Source organism: Hymenobacter amundsenii (assembly GCF_002204745.1).
GTDB classification, from domain to species: domain Bacteria; phylum Bacteroidota; class Bacteroidia; order Cytophagales; family Hymenobacteraceae; genus Hymenobacter; species Hymenobacter amundsenii.
Window position 1 is genome coordinate 1 of record NZ_NIRR01000055.1, and the last position, 17136, is coordinate 17136.

At 63.0% G+C, this 17136-nt stretch carries 13 protein-coding genes; 7 read left to right on the forward strand and 6 right to left on the reverse strand.

Annotation, left to right across the window (positions count from 1 at the left end; genetic code table 11):
- Nucleotides 1-468: 468 nt before the first annotated feature.
- Nucleotides 469-642, forward strand: a complete 174-nt coding sequence (locus tag CDA63_RS20980; RefSeq protein WP_165768392.1) for a hypothetical protein — start codon at nt 469-471, stop codon at nt 640-642.
- Nucleotides 643-723: 81 nt separating this feature from the next.
- Here the strand turns inward: CDA63_RS20980 and CDA63_RS18740 are convergent, their stop codons facing one another.
- Together CDA63_RS18740 and CDA63_RS18745 are read right to left on the reverse strand one after the other, a co-directional pair.
- Nucleotides 724-2127, reverse strand: a complete 1404-nt coding sequence (locus CDA63_RS18740; RefSeq protein WP_088465990.1) for an RtcB family protein — start codon at nt 2125-2127, stop codon at nt 724-726.
- Between the two features lie 328 nt (nt 2128-2455).
- A complete protein-coding gene (locus CDA63_RS18745; RefSeq protein ID WP_088465991.1) occupies nt 2456-3742 on the reverse strand; it encodes a PcfJ domain-containing protein in 1287 nt (428 codons plus the stop codon).
- 951 nt (nt 3743-4693) lie between these two features.
- Between CDA63_RS18745 and CDA63_RS18750 the strand changes: the two genes are divergently transcribed.
- Both CDA63_RS18750 and CDA63_RS18755 read left to right on the forward strand, forming a co-directional pair.
- The gene (locus CDA63_RS18750; protein WP_088465992.1) at nt 4694-5599 is read left to right on the forward strand and encodes a histone deacetylase family protein; all 906 of its coding nucleotides are present in this window, start codon (nt 4694-4696) and stop codon (nt 5597-5599) included.
- A gap of 148 nt (nt 5600-5747) precedes the next feature.
- Entirely contained in the window at nt 5748-6776 is a 1029-nt protein-coding gene (locus CDA63_RS18755) for a J domain-containing protein (RefSeq protein WP_088465993.1), read from the forward strand.
- A gap of 40 nt (nt 6777-6816) precedes the next feature.
- Here CDA63_RS18755 and CDA63_RS18760 read toward each other — a convergent pair whose 3' ends face one another.
- The 4 genes from CDA63_RS18760 to CDA63_RS18775 all read right to left on the reverse strand — a co-directional run bounded on the left by CDA63_RS18760 (nt 6817) and on the right by CDA63_RS18775 (nt 10579).
- Nucleotides 6817-7254: a PepSY-like domain-containing protein gene (locus tag CDA63_RS18760; protein WP_088465994.1), complete on the reverse strand. Its 438-nt coding sequence runs from the start codon at nt 7252-7254 to the stop codon at nt 6817-6819.
- 255 nt (nt 7255-7509) lie between these two features.
- Nucleotides 7510-8763, reverse strand: coding sequence for a sensor histidine kinase (locus CDA63_RS18765; protein ID WP_088465995.1), 1254 nt, complete (start codon nt 8761-8763; stop codon nt 7510-7512).
- A gap of 181 nt (nt 8764-8944) precedes the next feature.
- Entirely contained in the window at nt 8945-9622 is a 678-nt protein-coding gene (locus CDA63_RS18770; protein ID WP_088465996.1) for a response regulator transcription factor, read from the reverse strand.
- Nucleotides 9623-9835: 213 nt separating this feature from the next.
- Nucleotides 9836-10579: a COG4705 family protein gene (locus CDA63_RS18775; RefSeq protein WP_088465997.1), complete on the reverse strand. Its 744-nt coding sequence runs from the start codon at nt 10577-10579 to the stop codon at nt 9836-9838.
- 211 nt (nt 10580-10790) lie between these two features.
- Here CDA63_RS18775 and CDA63_RS18780 point away from each other — a divergent pair, with 211 nt between their 5' ends.
- The 4 genes from CDA63_RS18780 to CDA63_RS18795 form a co-directional block, all read left to right on the forward strand.
- Nucleotides 10791-12086: a TolC family protein gene (locus CDA63_RS18780; protein ID WP_165768393.1), complete on the forward strand. Its 1296-nt coding sequence runs from the start codon at nt 10791-10793 to the stop codon at nt 12084-12086.
- Nucleotides 12087-12283: 197 nt separating this feature from the next.
- Nucleotides 12284-13213: an efflux RND transporter periplasmic adaptor subunit gene (locus CDA63_RS18785; RefSeq protein WP_165768394.1), complete on the forward strand. Its 930-nt coding sequence runs from the start codon at nt 12284-12286 to the stop codon at nt 13211-13213.
- Nucleotides 13214-13406: 193 nt separating this feature from the next.
- The gene (locus CDA63_RS21475) at nt 13407-16598 is read left to right on the forward strand and encodes an efflux RND transporter permease subunit (RefSeq protein ID WP_088466000.1); all 3192 of its coding nucleotides are present in this window, start codon (nt 13407-13409) and stop codon (nt 16596-16598) included.
- A gap of 112 nt (nt 16599-16710) precedes the next feature.
- On the forward strand, nt 16711-17136 hold a 426-nt coding region (locus CDA63_RS18795; protein WP_199797559.1), incomplete at its 3' end, for an NAD(P)-binding protein.

Here is a 17136-nt window from a genome sequence, read left to right on the forward strand (position 1 = left end):
TAGCCGTCAACCATGATGCGAATCGGAGCCTAGGAACTCCTACCGCAACTTACTGGCTCGTTTCTTTTCGCCCTACCTAATTCCCAAACACGCTCTAAGATATAATTATATTTTTCTAATTTTTATTTTTAATATTCAAACAAATTTAATCCTATCATCAATGTTTTAACACTTTCCTCTATACTCACCAAAACCGTTTTATTCATCCTGAAAAGCCCACTCATCGACCATATATGGCTTCGGGTTCCAGAACACCAGGCGAAACTGCGGACTCTTCTTTGCCATAAAAAAACACTATTATCAATCTGATTAACGGTCTTTTATCGTAAGTCTTATAAGGTCGGCTACCGCCTTTGATTTGCTCAAGCTAGTTGGCGGCCTCTGTTCTACTCTCTTTATTGCCTTTTGCCCAAGCACCGGCCGGAGGTTGTCCCATTTATTTCTTGTGATGCCTAACATTGACTACCTATGGAAAAGTACACCGCTTCTCCCAACCTGGCAGCCACTACTCTGGCGCTGCTGATTTTAGCTGATTTACTTCCTCTTCTGAGCGATGAACCGACTGAACGGGTTGACGCTTTCCACGATGACGACAGGCAGCCGGAAGTGGCCGCGTTCCGCCACCGCCGGCTTCGTCCCTAACTGGATAATTTCCTCCATAGAAGGCCCCACCACCCGGTTTTGTAACCGGGCAGTGGGGCCTTCTCTCTCTTATCAGGCTGTCTACACCCCTCCTTCCATCCGCACGATTCGCGGGGTGAAGGAGCCGAGCACGTCTACCAACTCGGTCTGGCTTTGCATTACCTGCCGGATGTCCTTGTAGGCCTGGGGGGCTTCGTCGAGGCCGCCACCGAGCAGTTCCACCTGATGCTGGCGCAGATAGCGGCGCAGGTCGGCTTTGCCCAGTTCGGCCTTGGCCCGGGTCCGCGACATGGCCCGCCCCGCCCCGTGGGAGGCGGAGCTGAGCGACAATGCCTCGCCCCGCCCCCGCACGATAAAGCCAGGAGCGGTCATGGAGCCGGGAATGATACCCAGCACGCCCGCGCCGGCCGGCGTGGCCCCTTTGCGGTGCAACACCACTTCCCGGCCGTCGGCCAACCGCTCTTTCCAGGCGAAGTTGTGGTGGTTTTCCACCTTGGCCAGGGGCTTTTCGCCGAGGGCCTTGGCCAGCCGGTGATGAATCTGGTGGTGGCAGGCCGAGGCGTAATCACCGGCTAGGTTCATGGCCGCCCAGTATTCCTGGCCGGCTTCGGTGTCGAGGCCGAGCCAGGCTAGGTGTTGGGCTTCGCCGGGCAATTGGCAGACGTCCTTGGCGAGCTTGGTGTAGTGGTTGGCAATGGCCGCGCCCATACCCCGCGAACCGGAGTGCGAGAGTAGGCCCAGGTACCGGCCCACGGGCACGCCCATTTCGTTGGTGGGGTCCGTGATTTCGACCACGCCCCACTCCACGAAGTGGTTGCCGCCGCCCGAGGAGCCGATCTGGGCCGCCGCCGTATCGAGCTTGTTGCGCAGGAAGGGAATATCCCGGAACTCGCTCCGACTCAGCACCGCGTGGTCGAGGTGCTGGCCCCGGCGGAACACGTCGCGCCCCCCGAACCGGGTGTTATCGAGCAGCAGCTTACGCAGCTCCTGCACCCGCTGCTCCAGGTGCTTGGGTGGCAGCGCGAATACCGACAGTGCCATCCGGCAGCCAATATCCACGCCCACGGCATACGGAATGACGGCGTTGTCGGTGGCCAGCACGCCCCCGATGGGCAGGCCGTAGCCGTGGTGGGCATCGGGCATGAGGGCCCCGGCCACCGTCACGGGCAGTTTCATGGCGGTTTCCATCTGATGAATAGCACCCTGCTCGATGTGCTCGGCCCCGAAAATGGCGTAGTCCTTGCGCTCGGCGAGGGCAATGTGGCGGCTTGGGGCGGGCAGCAACGCGGCGGCCGTGTGGCTCCAGTCGAGGTGGGTGAGGAAGTTGGAGGGCGCGTCGAGCAGGGCCCGGAGCAGCACCAGCTGATCGGTTTGGGAGAGGCGTTTAAGGTGTTTGCGCTGTAATTGGGCCAGCGCCAGCCCGATGGCACGACCTTCCGGGAAACCCAGTTGGCGAAGGTCGTTGCCGCGTAGTTGAGAAGCCATTTTAGTGGTGTTTTGAGGGATGGGTTGTTGGCGAACAATGCCAACTCTGGGCGGGCGTCAGAACTGACGGCCGCTGGGCGGTAAAGGCCCGGTCCACGAGTGTCTGCCATATCGCTATTGCTAGACTTGGTGGGTAAGTGAGGTACATGAGATGGGAGGATTTAGCGTTGACAGATTGCCTGCAGGAAGCGCCACGCAGGCAGTTTGCTGGTTTCCGGCCGCCGGGACCGGGGAATTCAGGGCTAGCAGAAAGTTGATGAAGGCTTGGATATCGGCTGGCCGTGGGGTAGATCGGGCTGCCTTTAGGGGTGAGGATGCGGGTAACATATCAGGCTCCGGGCAAAAAGCTGAGGCCGGCTTTGGAGGCCCACTGCGTGAGCCAGTACCGCTCCTGCTCGGTGGCCGCCCGGTTTTCCCGCCCCCGAATCTGGACGATCTGGCGGTTGGGCCGGACCTCCACGGTGAGGGCGCGGGCCCCGTGCAGCCGCAGCGAAAAGATGCCGCAACGTCCCCGCAGGCAGGAATAGGCGTACGATGACACGCAGTGCTTCTGGGTGCTACCCTCTTCCAGCAGCTGGCCGTAGCCAAGCACCTGGGTAATGAGCACCCATACCGTACCATGGGCCTCAAAATCCGCAATCGGCAGCCCGGCCCAGGTGGTGGCCAACGACAGCCCGTAGCCCCAGTAGGTGCGGGCGCGGTGGGTGCGCCGGTGCCAACGGGTGGTCAGGCGCAAAACCGAGTCCATGCGGCGGCCCTTAAGCGAGAAGCCCGGCTGGGGCGGCTCGCCGTCGGTACCCACGGTGCGCCGCTGATGAATCCAGTCGCACACCGGCCCCAGCTGCCAGGGGTCCACCATCGGGGCATCCCGAAAAAAGGCCACCACCGTCAGCCAGAAGGCGTCATCGGGTCCGGTTTCCTGGCCCAGGCGGGTGGCCAGCAGCGGCTCCAGCAGCGCCAGGGCCCCGAGGTCGGCTAGTTGGGCGTAGCGCAGAGCCTGCACGAAGCTATACTCGCAGGGTGCCTGCCGCAGGGCGTGCTCCAGGCGGCGGGTGAGCGGCACCGGCAGCCCCGCGAAGGTGCGCAGGGCTTGGCCGCTGCCCAGGTGCACCGTTAGGCGGGCCAGGTCCAGGCCGTGCTGGGTGAGCTGGCCGGTCGCCCAAGCTTCCACCACCCAGCAGGGCACGTCGCCGAATTCATCGAAGAGGTGGCGCACCAGGCTGTAGAGCTGCCGGTAGGCATTGCGGCGCTGGGGTTGCCAGTCGGATAATTCGCGGCGGCGGTAGTAGTAGAGGCGGCAGATGGCAGCCACGGCGGGTACCAATTCGGGCCGGTTGAGGATATCGGTCTGGCAGCCCACCAGTGCTTGCAGAGCGGCGTGCGCACGGCTCCGCTCTTTTTCGGAGCGCCCGTGCAAACACTGCACGTAGAGCAGCGCGGGCACCGAAGCGGGTTCCAACACGGCGTGCACATCGGCCACCGAGGCGCACGTGTACAGGTACTGGATCTGGCGGACCAGGGGCCATTTACGGCCCGCGAAACGGTAAGCCAGGACGGCTACGGCCCGTTGGGCGGCCAGGGCCTGGGCCGATAGAGTTTTATGGCGGTTAGACATTGGTAAGGACCGCTCCGCAACGGAACAGTGGGCAAAAACGAAAGGCCGCGGGGGCCGGTAAGACGAATTGATTTCATGATTTTCTCAAAAAACAGGACGCACTGCTCCCATCCGATTATTTCAATCGTAAAATTGATTTCAATCGAATAAATCCGACCGGAATTTTTAGGCAATATTTTCCCGAACTCGTTTCTTAAGACGAATTATTAAACGAGAAAAAAGCCCAGGTTACTGACTTCTTGTAGTCCTAGTAAGGACCGGTTAAATGAAGCGTTTGACCTTCCGGAATAAGGGCTACGGGGCAGTGGGCACCGGGCGGGCGGCGGGCCACCCGGGGGCAGCAAGGGGCCGCGGCCCAGCGTGCAGGTTGATGATGAGCAGGAACATAACCAGGGATAAATAGGAAGTGAATGAAAAAGGAAACGCCCGAATCTGGTTGGATTCGGGCGTTTGCATAAACGGATGGCGGGTTTAAAACCTCATCTGCGAGCTGGCGCGCCGAACCCCGGCTGGATCTTCCGATCCAGCGAGCTGAGCATTGGCTGATAGTAATTGACGTGGCGGCGCATGGCAGAGAGGCGGTATTAGTTCGAGGCAAGTGTTGCTCTTGAACGGGACAAAGATAGGGGAGTTATTTTTTCAATTGCAACGCTTGTCAATAATATTTTCAAAATTTTTATTACCTTCTACCAATCGCGCTTTTTGGAGGAATGAAATCCGTTTTATTTATTCTGTTTGGGATAATTTAATTTATTTGACGGTGATGTACACAGAGACACTGCCGAATTCAACGGAATAAGCTGGACCAAAACCCACGTGGGGCCCAACCTCGAATTTGCAGAAAGGGCACCACTCGATCATCATCTTCCTGCTGTAGCGCCGCCAAACTTTTCAACTGAGCTGGGAAAAGGGTAAAACCTACGGCGCCGGGGCCGCGTTGTGCCTCTGCTTATGCCTCGCCTCGCCACGTCCGACCGTTACACGCTGCCGCTACCCGCCGGCCACCGCTTCCCCATCGCCAAATACGGCCTGATTCGGGAGCAGCTGCTCTGGCAGGGCGTAGCCACCGAGGCCGACTTCTACGACCCCGGCTTCTGCCCTGAAGAGGATATTTTGCGGGTACACTCCCAGGAGTACTGGCACAAAGTCCGCGACCAGCAGCTGAGCGTGGCCGAGGTACGCCGCCTGGGCCTGCCGCAAAGCCCGGAACTGACGCGCCGCTCGTTGAGCAGCTCGGCAGGCACGCTCGAATCGGCTAAGCGGGCCCTGCGCGACGGGGTGGGGCTGAACCTGGCCGGCGGCACCCACCATGCGTTTCGGGACCGGGGCGAGGGGTTTTGCGTGCTCAACGACGTAGCCATTGCCGCCGCCCATTTGCTCCACCACGGTTTGGCCCGCCAGGTACTGGTCGTCGATGTAGACGTGCACCAAGGCGACGGTACGGCCAGCATCTTCCGCAACGAGCCGCGCGTGTTCACCTTCTCGATGCACGCCGGGGCCAACTACCCGCTCCGCAAGGAGCAGTCGGACCTGGACGTAGCCCTGGAACTGGGTACCGGCGACGCGGAGTACCTGCGCCGCCTGCGCGAAACCCTGCCGCGCCTGCTGGCTGAGGTGCAGCCCGATTTCGTGTTCTACCTGGCCGGCGTCGACGTGCTGGCCACCGATAAGCTGGGCAAGCTCGCTCTCACCCAAACCGGTTGCCGCCAGCGCGACGAGTACGTGCTCGGCCTCTGCAAAACGGCCGGCCTGCCCGTAGCCGTGTGCATAGGCGGCGGCTACTCCGAACGCCTCGCCGACATCGTGGACGCGCACTGCAACACGTTTCGAACGGCATTTGAACTGTGGGAGCGGTGAAGGAGTGACTCAGTGGCTGGAACTATCATCCTGAGCAGCACGAATGATCTTCTCACGTCAGCACGATGTTGTTTTAGCGAGCCAGTATCCTTCGCTCCGCTCGGGAGGACAGTATCTTTGTAGCTCCCACCAATTCACTCATTCACCGATGCACCTCCACAACCCGCTTACGGACCTGCCGGCCGCTAACTCTTTGCCTACGCCCGTGCCGGCGGAGGCACCCGGCACGCCGGCCCAGCGGGCGTTTCGGGAGGCGGTGGCGCAGGTGGAGGGGCTGCGGCAGCGCCTGCGGGAACTGAAGGCGGAGCAGGCCGAGGCCCGGCGGCGCTACTGGCAGCAGGTGGGGCCGGCAGCGGCCACGGTGGTACAGGCCCGCGAGGCCCTGTTTGCGCCCCTGGAAGAAGCCCTGCTGCTGGGCTACTTCAGCCGCCTGGAAGAGCAGCAGATTACGGTCCTCATCGTGGGCAATGCCCGCGCCCTCCAGGACCGGTTTGGGGAAGATGCGGCGGCCATCCTGCGCAAGTACGCCCCCCGCCGCCGGGTAGATGACGACGATGAACCCGCACCCGCAACGGCCAACGCCCCTGAACCCGCCAGGCCCGGCAACGGCCACGACGACCGGCCCGCCCACGAGCAGGCGGCGGAAGCGGCCCGGACCCGGCGCAAAACCAAGCAGCAGAAGGCCGATGAGGCTGCGGCCCAGGAAGTACGGAATCAGGAGCAAGCCCTGCTCTCGAACACCAAAACCCTCTACCGCCAGCTCGCCCGCGCCCACCACCCCGATCTGGTGCAGGACGCCCCCGGCCAGCAGCAGCGCACCCAGCTCATGCAGCGCATCACGGAGGCCTACGAAACCAACGACCTCTACACCCTACTCCAGCTGCTGGCCGAAACCGCCCCGCCTTCCGCCACCGACGACACTCTGCTCAGCCGCTACACCCAGGCCCTCACCCAGCAGCAAATCGAGCTCAAGCAGCAACTCAACGAGCTGAAATACGGCGAGAATGGGTTCAGCGGCAGCACCGGCAAGAAGCGTGAGCAGGAAATCCGCCAGTTCAAGCGCCATCTCAAGGCCGAAGCCGAGTACCTGGCCCATATCTTCCGCTTGGTGCAGGAGCCCGAGGGCCTGCGGGAAATGCTACGGGAACTGGCCACCGAGGGCCACGAAACGGTGTAGGGACAACGCGCCAAGCTTCGCTCCTACCCGCCTATCCTCGTTATTTCTTTACTTCCCGGCGTTCGGCGTCGAAGAGTACATCGACCGTTTTGCCGCTCTGCGCAATTTCAGCTTCGTAGGTAACCGCGCCCGTGCCGGCAGCCACAATTTTGGCGGCTTCCTTTATTTTGATGCCTTTGTACTGGCGGGCCAGCGTGGCCCGCACGGCGGCAGGCAGCTGCTCTACCTTGATTCCCGTCTCGGTTTCGACCAGTTGCCCGCTGGCGTCCAGCAGCACCGATAGTTCTTGTTTGCCCTGCTCGAAACCGGCTTCGTACTGCTCGTCTTCCTTCTCCCACTTCACTTCCCTGGCCTGGGGAAATTGTCGGTTGAAGCCGGCCACCACCGCAGCAGGTACTTGGGCAGCTTTCAGTTTCTGGGCCGAAGCCGAACCGGCCAGCAGCAGGGCCGCGCCCAGCAACACAATCGTACGTTTCATAGGGAAGGAATTAAGAATAAATTCCCCCAAACGTAGGGCCCGAATCTGTTTGTAATCTGGTTGTCAGTGGTTGGTTGTTGATTGTCAGGAAAACAGCCCGTCATGCTGAGCGCAGCGGAGCAGAATCGAAGCATCTCTACCGCAATGGTAATCGTGTCGGCTGGGCTAGCACTACAACGAAGCGGTAGAGATGCTTCGACTGCGCTCAGCATGACGGGCTGTTTTCCCGACAACAGACGACTCACAACTGACAACTCAAAACCTTACCCGGAGCGTATGGCGGGAGGTGGCGGGCTCGAAGGTGTAGCTGACCGGGAAACCGTAGTAGCGGCCGATTTGCTGCACGATGGACAGGCCCAGGCCGGGCGAGGCGGAGGCGGCTTCGTGCTTCTGGAACCGCTCGAAGAACCGGGCCGGGTCGCCGCTGATGGCCGGGCCGGTGTTACTGACTTCCAGGGCGCGGGGCGTGAGCTGCACGGCTATTGTGCCGCCGCGCACGTTGTGCTTGATGGCGTTCTGGAGCAGGTTGTGCACCAGCGAATCGGCCAGGCCGGGGTGCAGGCGCAGGCCCACGGGTTCGGCGGCCAGGTCCAGGGTGAGGGTCAGGGCGCGGGCGTCGAGCAGGGGCTGGAGCTGCTGAGCTTTCTCGCGCAGCAAACGGGCCAGGTGGAGCGGGGCGGTTTCGGCAAACTGCCGGTTCTCGATTTTACTCAGCAGCGTGAGGGCCTGGTGCAGGCGCGAGAGGCGTAGGGTGGCCTGGTAAAGGTCGGTGGTGAGGGCAGCCAGGGCGGGGTTTGCCAGCTCCGGGAGCTGCAGCATCTGCTCCAGCTTGGCCTGCATGATGGCCAACGGGGTCTGGGTTTCGTGGGCGGCGTTGGCCGTGAACTCGCGCATGGCTTCGTAGTCGGCCACCAGGCGCTGGCTCAGGCGGGTCAACTCGTCGTTGAGCTCGGCAAATTCGTCGGTGCTCACGGGCGGAAACGTGAGCACCCGGTTTTCCTGCACCCCGTAGTGGCGTAGCGTGTGCAACGTGTGGCGGAACGGGGCCCAGAGGCGGTGGGCCAGCCAGCGGTTGAGCAGCACCACGCCCAGCAGCAGCAGCCCCAGCACCGTCAGGAGCACCGTCAGCACCACGCCCAGCACGTCGTCGGTTTCCACCAACGATTTGCGCAGCGTTACCCAGCGGGGCTGGCCCTGCACCTGCAACGGGAACGTGAACTGGCGGAAAGGCACCATTTCCTGCTCCTGCGCATCGAGTAACAGCGTGTCGCGGTAGCCGAGCGGGCGCGGTACGGGGCTCACGCTCAACTGGTACTCGAAGGGCGTGGCGGTCAGCGCTTCCCCGGTGGCGGCCCGGCGTTCCAGGTGCAGGCGGGCATTACTGAGTTGCTCCTCCACCTCGCTGCGCAGAGCCGCGTACAGGCCGTAGTACAGCGCCACCCCCGCCAGCGCAAACAGCACGGTGGTCAGTAGCAGGTAGTAGCGGTTGGTTTTGGTGAGGAGCTTCACGAAATGAGGCTTATTATGGAAACAGTGTCATGCTGAGCGCAGTGTAGCGGAGTCAAGCATCTCTACTGCAATGGTAACCATAGCATTTGAATGGCATTTCAACGAAGCGGTAGAGATGCTTCGACTCCGCTACGCTGCGCTCAGCATGACACTGTCCTTTACAAAGCACCTGCCCCAAAACTCAGTCCATGCTCAGCTTGTAGCCCACGCCGTACATGGTGCGGATATAGTTGTCGGCGCCTTTTTCCTGGAGCTTTTTGCGCAGGTTTTTCAGGTGGGTGTAGATGAAGTCGAACGAGTCGGCGGAGTCCACGGCGTCGCCGCAGAGGTGCTCGGCAATGGCTTCCTTGGTGAGTACGCGGTTGGGGTTGGCCAGCAGAAACAGCAGCAAGTCGTATTCCTTGCGGGTGAGCGTGAGGGGCTGCTCGCGCACGAACACTTCGGCCTGCTCGGGCCACACCAGCAGGTCGCGGAAGGCAATGTGGTGGTGGCCCTGGAACTGCCGTCGCCGGATAATGGCCCGGAGCCGCGAGTTCAGTTCGGCCAAGTGGAAGGGCTTGGTCAGGTAGTCGTCGGCGCCCAGGTCGAGGCCCGCGAGGCGGTCGTCGAGGGCGGCCCGGGCCGAGATGATGAGCACGCCGGCCCGGGAGCCGTCGGCCTTGAGGGCGCGCAGGATGTCGAGGCCGTTGCCGTCGGGCAGGGTCAGGTCGAGGACCACGCAGTCGTACTCGTAGAGCTTTACCTTTTCCCGGGCCTGCTCGTAGCTGCCGGCCACTTCGCACACGTAGCCGCTCTGGCGCAGGTAATCCATGAGGGTGGTGCGCAGGGCGGGTTCATCTTCAACCAGAAGCAGTTTCATAGGGCAGGCAGCAGCCAGCCCACACCGCGCGGACTGGCTTCGAAGGAACGGCGCAAATCTGAAGGAATTCTGGGGAAGTTGGGTGATGGGCGGCGAAGAGGGCCCCAGGACGTCATGCTGAGCTTGCCGAAGCATCTCTACCGCTTCGTTGAGAGACTGTTACGAAGCGGTAGAGATGCTTCGGCAAGCTCAGCATGACGTTCTAGCGTATAGTTACGCGGCTTCCAACCGGGGGCGGCGGAGCTGGATGGTAGTGTACACCGCCAGCCCGACCAGCACGGCGAACAGGATGAGCGAGGAGCCAATGGTGCCGAAGCCGAGGCCGTTCTGGCTAGTATCCTTGGTGAGCAGGTCGCCCACGGTGGCCCCGAACGGGCGGGTGAGCACGAAGGCCACCCAGAACAGCAGCACCGACGAGATGCGGGTGAAATAGTGGGCCAGCACCACCAGAGCCAGCAACGAGCCAATCAGCAGCGCCCCACCCGCGAAGCCCAGCCCCGAATCGTCGGCCAAGTAGTCGCCGAGGGCGGTGCCGAGGGTGTTGGAGAACAGGATGGCCGTCCAGTAGAACAGCTCGGCCCGGCGCGACTGCACATCGGTGACGGACAACGACTTTTCGCTCAGCCACCACGCGCCCAGAATCACGGCCAGAATGGTCACCAGAATGAGCGCTCCAGTGGCGTAGCCCAGGCCCAGGGTGCGGTCCATGTAGTCCGACATGGTGGTGCCGGCCGTGCTGGTGGCCAGAATCACGGCCCAGTACAGGGCCGGAATGTAGCGTTTGGCGGCCAGCTGGCCCACCAGCGTGACGAGGAAGATGCCGAGCAGAATGATGGAGCTGACCGCGTAGCCTACGTTCAGGGTCTGGGCCAGCAGGTCGCCGGCCGTTTCGCCAAGGGTGGTGGCGCAGATCTTCATGATCCAGAACAGCAGGGTGATTTCGGGCAGCTTCTTCATAAAGAGCAAGAAAGAGGGGAAAAGAACCCGAACCTACGGACCGGGTCTGAAGCAAATCTGTGGAACGCCTGGCAGCTGCGGCGGTTTCGGTTGTTTGGGCGGCCCATGCGTACAAATCAGCCGCTCACCAGCCCGCATCGGGCCCGGCCGCCCAGCTCAGATTTGCTTCAGAATTGCCTTCCACCTTTACGGAATCCAACTTACCCTGCCCTTGCATTCTGTATTGTTCGATTTGTGCCTGGTTAGCCGGTGGCCGCTGCTGAATTGGCTGCTGCCCGTGCTCCTGCTGCTGGCCCCCGCGGGAATAGCCCAGCCGACCACCCCGGCCGCCCCTAATACCCTGGAGGAGTTCCTGCAAGCAGCCCGCCAGAACAGTCCGCTGCTGCGCGACCTGCGCGGGCAGGTGCTCCAGAATCGGGTGGACAGTCTGCGCCGGGCCGCCCAGAACCGGCCCTACGTAGCCGGTAACGCGGTAGCCGTGGCCGCGCCCTACAGCCGCAATTTCGGCTACGATGAGGCCGTGAGCAACGGCGGCAACTACGGCACCGTGGCCAGCGTGAGCCAGCCGTTGCTCAACGGCAACGTGCTGCGCAACGACTACCGCCTGCTTGAAAACCAGGGCCTCACGCTACGCAACAACGGCCGCCTCTCGGCCCTGGACCTGCGCCGCACCGTCACGGATCAGTTCCTGACGGCCTACGCCGCCGAGCAGCTGCTGGCCTTCAGCCGCGAAATTCTGGTCCAACTCAACCGCCAGGACGTGCTACTGCGCCGGCTCGTGAACGGCGGCCTCTACAAGCAGACGCAGTACCTCTCTTACTACCTCTCGGTGCGCAGCCAGGAGGTGACGGTGCTGCAAAATCGTCTCAGCTACCGCAGCGAGCTGGGCACCCTGCGCTACCTCTGCGGCCTCACCGACACCACTTTGCGCGCCCTGGCCGCGCCCGCGCCGCCCACCCACCCCACGCTGGCCGGCCTCACATCCATCACCCAGCGCCAGTACACCCTCGACAGCCTCAACCTGCGCCTCCAGCGCCAGGCCATCGACCTGGGATACCGCCCCCGTCTCCAGGTCGTAGCCGATATCGGGTTGCAGTCGGCTTCGCTGATTGCAATTCAGCGGCGATTCGGCGTCAGCGGGGGCCTGCAGCTTTCGGTCCCGATTTTCGACGGCCACCAGCGCCAGCTCGGGTACTCGCGGCTGGACGTGGCCGAGCAGACCCGCCGCGGTTACCGCTCCTTCCTCAACGCCCAGCGCCAGCAGCTTTATGACCAGCTCCAGAGCCAGCTCGGGGCCACGGCCCAGCTGCTGGCCAGCCTCCGCGAGCAGCTGCGGGTAGCCAACGCCCTCGTCGAGGCCGGCCGCCAGCAGCTGGCCACCGGCGACATCAGCATCCTCGACTACCTTCAGCTCATCACCGGCACCCGCAACTTCCAGTTCAGCCTCACCCAGGCCGAAACCGACCGGCTACGGATTTTGTATCAGCTGGATTATCTGAGCGAGTGACGTTGCCAGTAAAAGGGGCGTCATGCTGAGCGGAGTCGAAGCATCTCTACCGCTTCGTTCAGACGGTTCGCCTCACCCCCCGGCCCCCTCTCCAAAAAAGGAGAGGGGGAGCCAGCCAATTCAGTTGCTGTTGCGGTAGAGATGTTTCGACTACGGCTACGCCTTCGCTCAGCATGACGTTCATCTTGCCCTATTCCATGACCAAGCACCTCCTTTTCATATTCCTACCCCTCCTCATCACCGCCTGCAACCCGGCCGCGCCGGCCGAGGAAGCTGATACCGAAGCGGCCGTGACGCCGCGGGCCGTGGTGACGGTGGGCCGGGTGCAAACCGATACCGTGACCGACGTGCTGGAGCTGCGGGCCGTGTCGGCGTACCCGGCCAAGGACGTGCTGCGGGCCACCGTTACGGGCTACGTGCTGGCCCCCGCGCCTGTGCCCGGCCAGACGGTGCGGGCGGGCCAAACGGTGTTCACGCTCCAGACCAAGGAAGCCCGCACCCTGCACCTCGACCAAATCACGGGCGACCCGAAGCTGCGTTTCAGCGGCATCATCCGCATCCCGAGCCCCCGGGGCGGGGTGCTGGCCACGGTGGACAAGCTGGCCGGCGACTACGTGCAGGACGGCGAGCAGCTGGCAATGGTTTACGACCAGTCGCGCTTCGGCTTCGTGCTTGATGTGCCCGTGACCCAACTGCGCTACGTGCGCACCGGCCAGCGCTGCCGCATCACGCTGCCCGACGGGCGGGTGCTGCCGGGCCGGGTGGCCGAGGTGCTGCCCGCCGCCGACCTCGCCGCCCAGGTGCAGCGCTACACCGTGCGCTCCGTCGGCCCCGCGCCCCAGCTGCCCGAGAACGTAACCGTTACGGTGGAGCTCGACAAAACCGCGCCCTACCCGGCCACCACTCTGCCCCGCTCGGCCGTGCTCACCGACGAAACCCAAACCAGCTTCTGGGTCATGCGCCTGCTCAACGACTCCACCGCCGTGAAGGTCCCCGTGCAGCCCGGCCAGGAGCAGCCCGGCGGCCGCATCGAAATCAAAAGCCCCCGCTTCTCGCCCCAGGACCGAATTCTGGTAACGGGAAATTATGGACTGGATGACACGGCGGCGGTGAAGATGGAGCGCTGACGAGCGCCTCACCCCCCGGCCCCCTCTCCGAAAAGGAGAGGGGGAGCCTTTACCGGATTCATTGGCTGCTAGCGGTCAGCTAGTAGTTTTTCATCAGACGAAAACGAACCGTCCGAATCGTCCGAATCGTTCGGCTCCCCCTCTCCTTTTCGGAGAGGGGGCCGGGGGGTGAGGCGAACCGACCCTAACGCTCATGTTCCAAACCTACAAGGCTCCGATTGCGGTGGTACTGGCCCTGGTGCTGGCCCTGGGTACGCTGGCGTACCGGCGCATTAATGTGGCCCTGTTTCCGGAGGTCACGTTTCCGAAGGTGAAGGTGATTGCCGACAACGGCCTGCAGCCCGTGGACCGCATGATGGTGACCGTGACCAAGCCCCTGGAAAACGCCATAAAGCAGGTGCCCGGCCTCAAGCTGCTGCGCTCCACTACCAGCCGGGGCTCCTGCGAAATTTCGGCCTTCCTGGACTGGGGCGTGGACGTGGTGCGCAGCCAGCAGACCATTGAGTCGCGCCTCAACCAGATTCGGGCCGATTTGCCGGCGGGCACCCAAATCACGGTGGAGCGCATGAATCCGGCGATTCTGCCGGTGATGGGCTACACGCTGGAGGCTCCGGGCCGCTCGGCTTTGGAGCTGCGGCGGCTGGCCCTGTACACCATCAAGCCGTTTCTGTCGCAGGTTGATGGGGTGTCGGCGGTGCAAGTGCAGGGCGGGCGCACCAAGGAGTTTCAGGTGGAGCTGCAGGCCGACGCGCTGGCCGCCCTCGGCCTCACGCCCACCGACGTGAGCACGATGCTCGGCCAGACCAACTTCGTGCAGAGCAACGGCTACCTGGCCGATTACCGCCGCCTCTACCTGACCGTCACGGATGCCACCATCGGCAGCAAGCAGGACCTGGAAAACGTGGTGCTGCGCAACGACGGCCGCCGCATCGTGCGCCTGGCCGACGTGGCCACTGTGCAGCTGGGCGAGCAGGTGGAGTACACCCGCGTGAATGCCAACGGCCACAGCGCCGTGCTGATTGCGGTGCTGCGCCAGCCCGACGCCAACGTGGTGCTGGTGTCGGAGGGCGTGACGGCCAAAGTAGCTGCCCTCCAGGCCGGCCTGCCCAAGGGCATCACCCTCAAACCCTACTACGACCAGGCCGATTTCGTGGGCGAAGTGGTGCGCTCGGTCCAGGATTCGCTCTGGATCGGGCTGGCCCTGGCCCTGGTGGTGACGGCCCTGTTTCTGCGCTCCTGGCGGGCCTCGCTCACCATCCTGCTCACCATTCCGCTGGCCCTGGCCCTCACGCTGGTGGTGCTCTACTTTGGCCTCGATTACTCGTTCAACATCATGACCCTGGGGGCGCTGGCCGCCGCCATCGGCCTCATGATTGACGACGCCGTGGTGATGGTGGAGCAACTGCACCGCGTGGGCGAGGACCACCCCACCTACACGCCCGGCCAAATCGTGAACCGCTCGGTACAGCACCTGCTGCCGGCCCTGATCGGCTCTTCGCTGAGCACCATCGTTATTTTCCTGCCTTTCGCCCTGCTCGGCGGCGTGGCCGGAGCCTACTTCAAGGTGCTGGCTACCACCATGGTCGTGGCCCTGATCTGCTCGTTCTTCGTGGCCTGGCTGGGGCTGCCGGTGCTGTATCTGTTGCTTTCTAAAGCCTCAACGAAAGCCTCACCCCCTAGCCCCCTCTCCGGTAGAGAGGGGGAACTAGCTTCTAGTTCTGGTGCAGATTCAGTCCGATTCTCTACTTCTTTGGATGGAGAACTAGAGCTAGAGCTAGAAGAAAAGCTAGAACTAGTCCCCCCTCTCCCCCCGGAGAGGGGGCTAGGGGGTGAGGCAACCCGTGAGGTCCCGGCCCACCACGAAATTCCCTGGGTTCGTTCCGTCATCCGCCACCCGATTTATGTGGTAGTCGGTGTGCTGGCATTGATGGCCGTACTCTGGTTCGTGATTCCGCGGCTGGCCACGGGGTTTCTGCCCGAGATGGACGAGGGCGCCATTGTGCTCGATTACAACTCGCCCCCCGGCACCAGCGTGGAGCAGACCGACCAGATGCTGCGCCAGGCCGAGAAGCTCATCGTGCAGGTACCCGAGGTGGCCAGCTACTCTCGGCGCACGGGCACCCAGATGGGCTTTTTCATCACCGAGCCCAACCGGGGCGACTACCTGATCCGCCTCAAAACCGACCGAGAGCGCACCACCGAGGAAGTCATCGACGACATCCGCCAGCGCATCGAGGCCACCCAACCGGCCCTCACCATCGACTTCGGGCAGGTAATTGGCGACATGCTGGGTGATTTGATGAGCACCGTGCAGCCCATTGAAATCAAGGTGTTCGGGCCCGAAACCGGCACCCGCTATGCTTTGGCCGAACAGGTGGCCGGCATTGTGGATGGCACCAGCGGCACGGCCGATGTGTTCGACGGCATTGTGCGCATGGGCCCGGCCGTGGACGTGCGGCCCGACCCGCGCCGCCTGGCCCAGTTCGGCCTCACGGGCCTCGATTTCCAGAGTCAGCTCCAGACCCAGCTCGAAGGCGTGGTGGCCGGCAACGTGCTCGAAGGCGAGCAGCTGCTCAATATCCGCCTGCGCTACCCCGGAGCCCAGAACGCCAGCCTGGAGCAGGTGCGGCAGCAGCCCATTTTCCTGCCCGGCGGCCAGCGCCGCCGCCTCGACGAGCTGGCCACCGTGCGCGTAACGGCCGGCGACGCGGAGCTGGAGCGGGAGAACCTGCAGGCCATGACCGCCGTGACGGCCCGCCTCAACGGCCGCGACCTAGGTACGGCCATGCGCGAAATCCGCCAGAAGCTGGAGCACGACTTACCCCTGCCGCCCGGCTACTTCATCCAGTACGGCGGCTCCTACGCCGAGCAGCAGCAGTCGTTTCAGGAGCTGCTCACCATTCTACTCACGGCCTGCTTACTGGTGTTTGCGGTGGGACTGTTTCTGTTCCAGGATCTGAAGGCGGCCGGCCTGATTCTGCTGGTGGCCGTGCTGGGGCCGGCGGGCGGGGCGCTGGCGCTCTACTTCACCGGCACGCCCCTGAACGTGGGCTCCTACACCGGCCTGATCATGGTGGTCGGCATCATCGGGGAAAACGCCATTTTCACCTTCCAGCAGTTCAACGAAGCCCGTCAGGATGCCCCCGTGGAGACGGCCATCGGCTACGCCATTGCCGCCCGCCTGCGCCCCAAACTGATGACGGCGTTAGCTGCCATTGCCGCCCTGCTGCCGCTGGCTCTGGGCATCGGGGCCGGGGCCCAGCTGCACCAGCCGCTGGCCATTGCCGTTATCGGGGGCCTGCTGCTGGCCCTGCCCCTGCTGCTGCTGGTGCTGCCAAGCCTGTTGCGGCTGGCCTACCGGAACGTGGCGGTAGTTCAAGTATAGTTGCCCGCCGAGATTACGGCCCCGTTACGCGTAAGTCCTGTAACCTCGGCGAAAAACCAGATAAGAACAATCTACCTCGTCCGGCCGTTGGAATCTGACTATCCTTACTCCTATGAAGACTGAAAACGATGTGCTCGACGTACTCATTGTCGGGGCCGGCCTCTCGGGCATCGGGGCGGCCCATGTGCTCCAGCGGCGCTGCCCGGGCAAATCCTACCTGATTCTGGAGGCCCGCGCGGCCATTGGGGGCACCTGGGACCTGTTCCGCTACCCGGGCGTGCGCTCCGATTCCGACATGCACACGCTGGGCTATTCCTTCAAGCCCTGGACCAACCCCAAAGCCATTGCCGACGGCCCCGCCATCCTCGACTATATCCGCGAAACGGCTCAGGAAGGCGGTATTACGCAGCACATCCGTTTCGGCCATAAGGTGGTTAGCTGTATAGTCCCAGAGAGAGATGGTGTATTTTCCGGGCTGGAATTTCGCACGAACTTATGGGACAAGTACTCCACGGCAGCGCCCGCACAACTTCGGCAA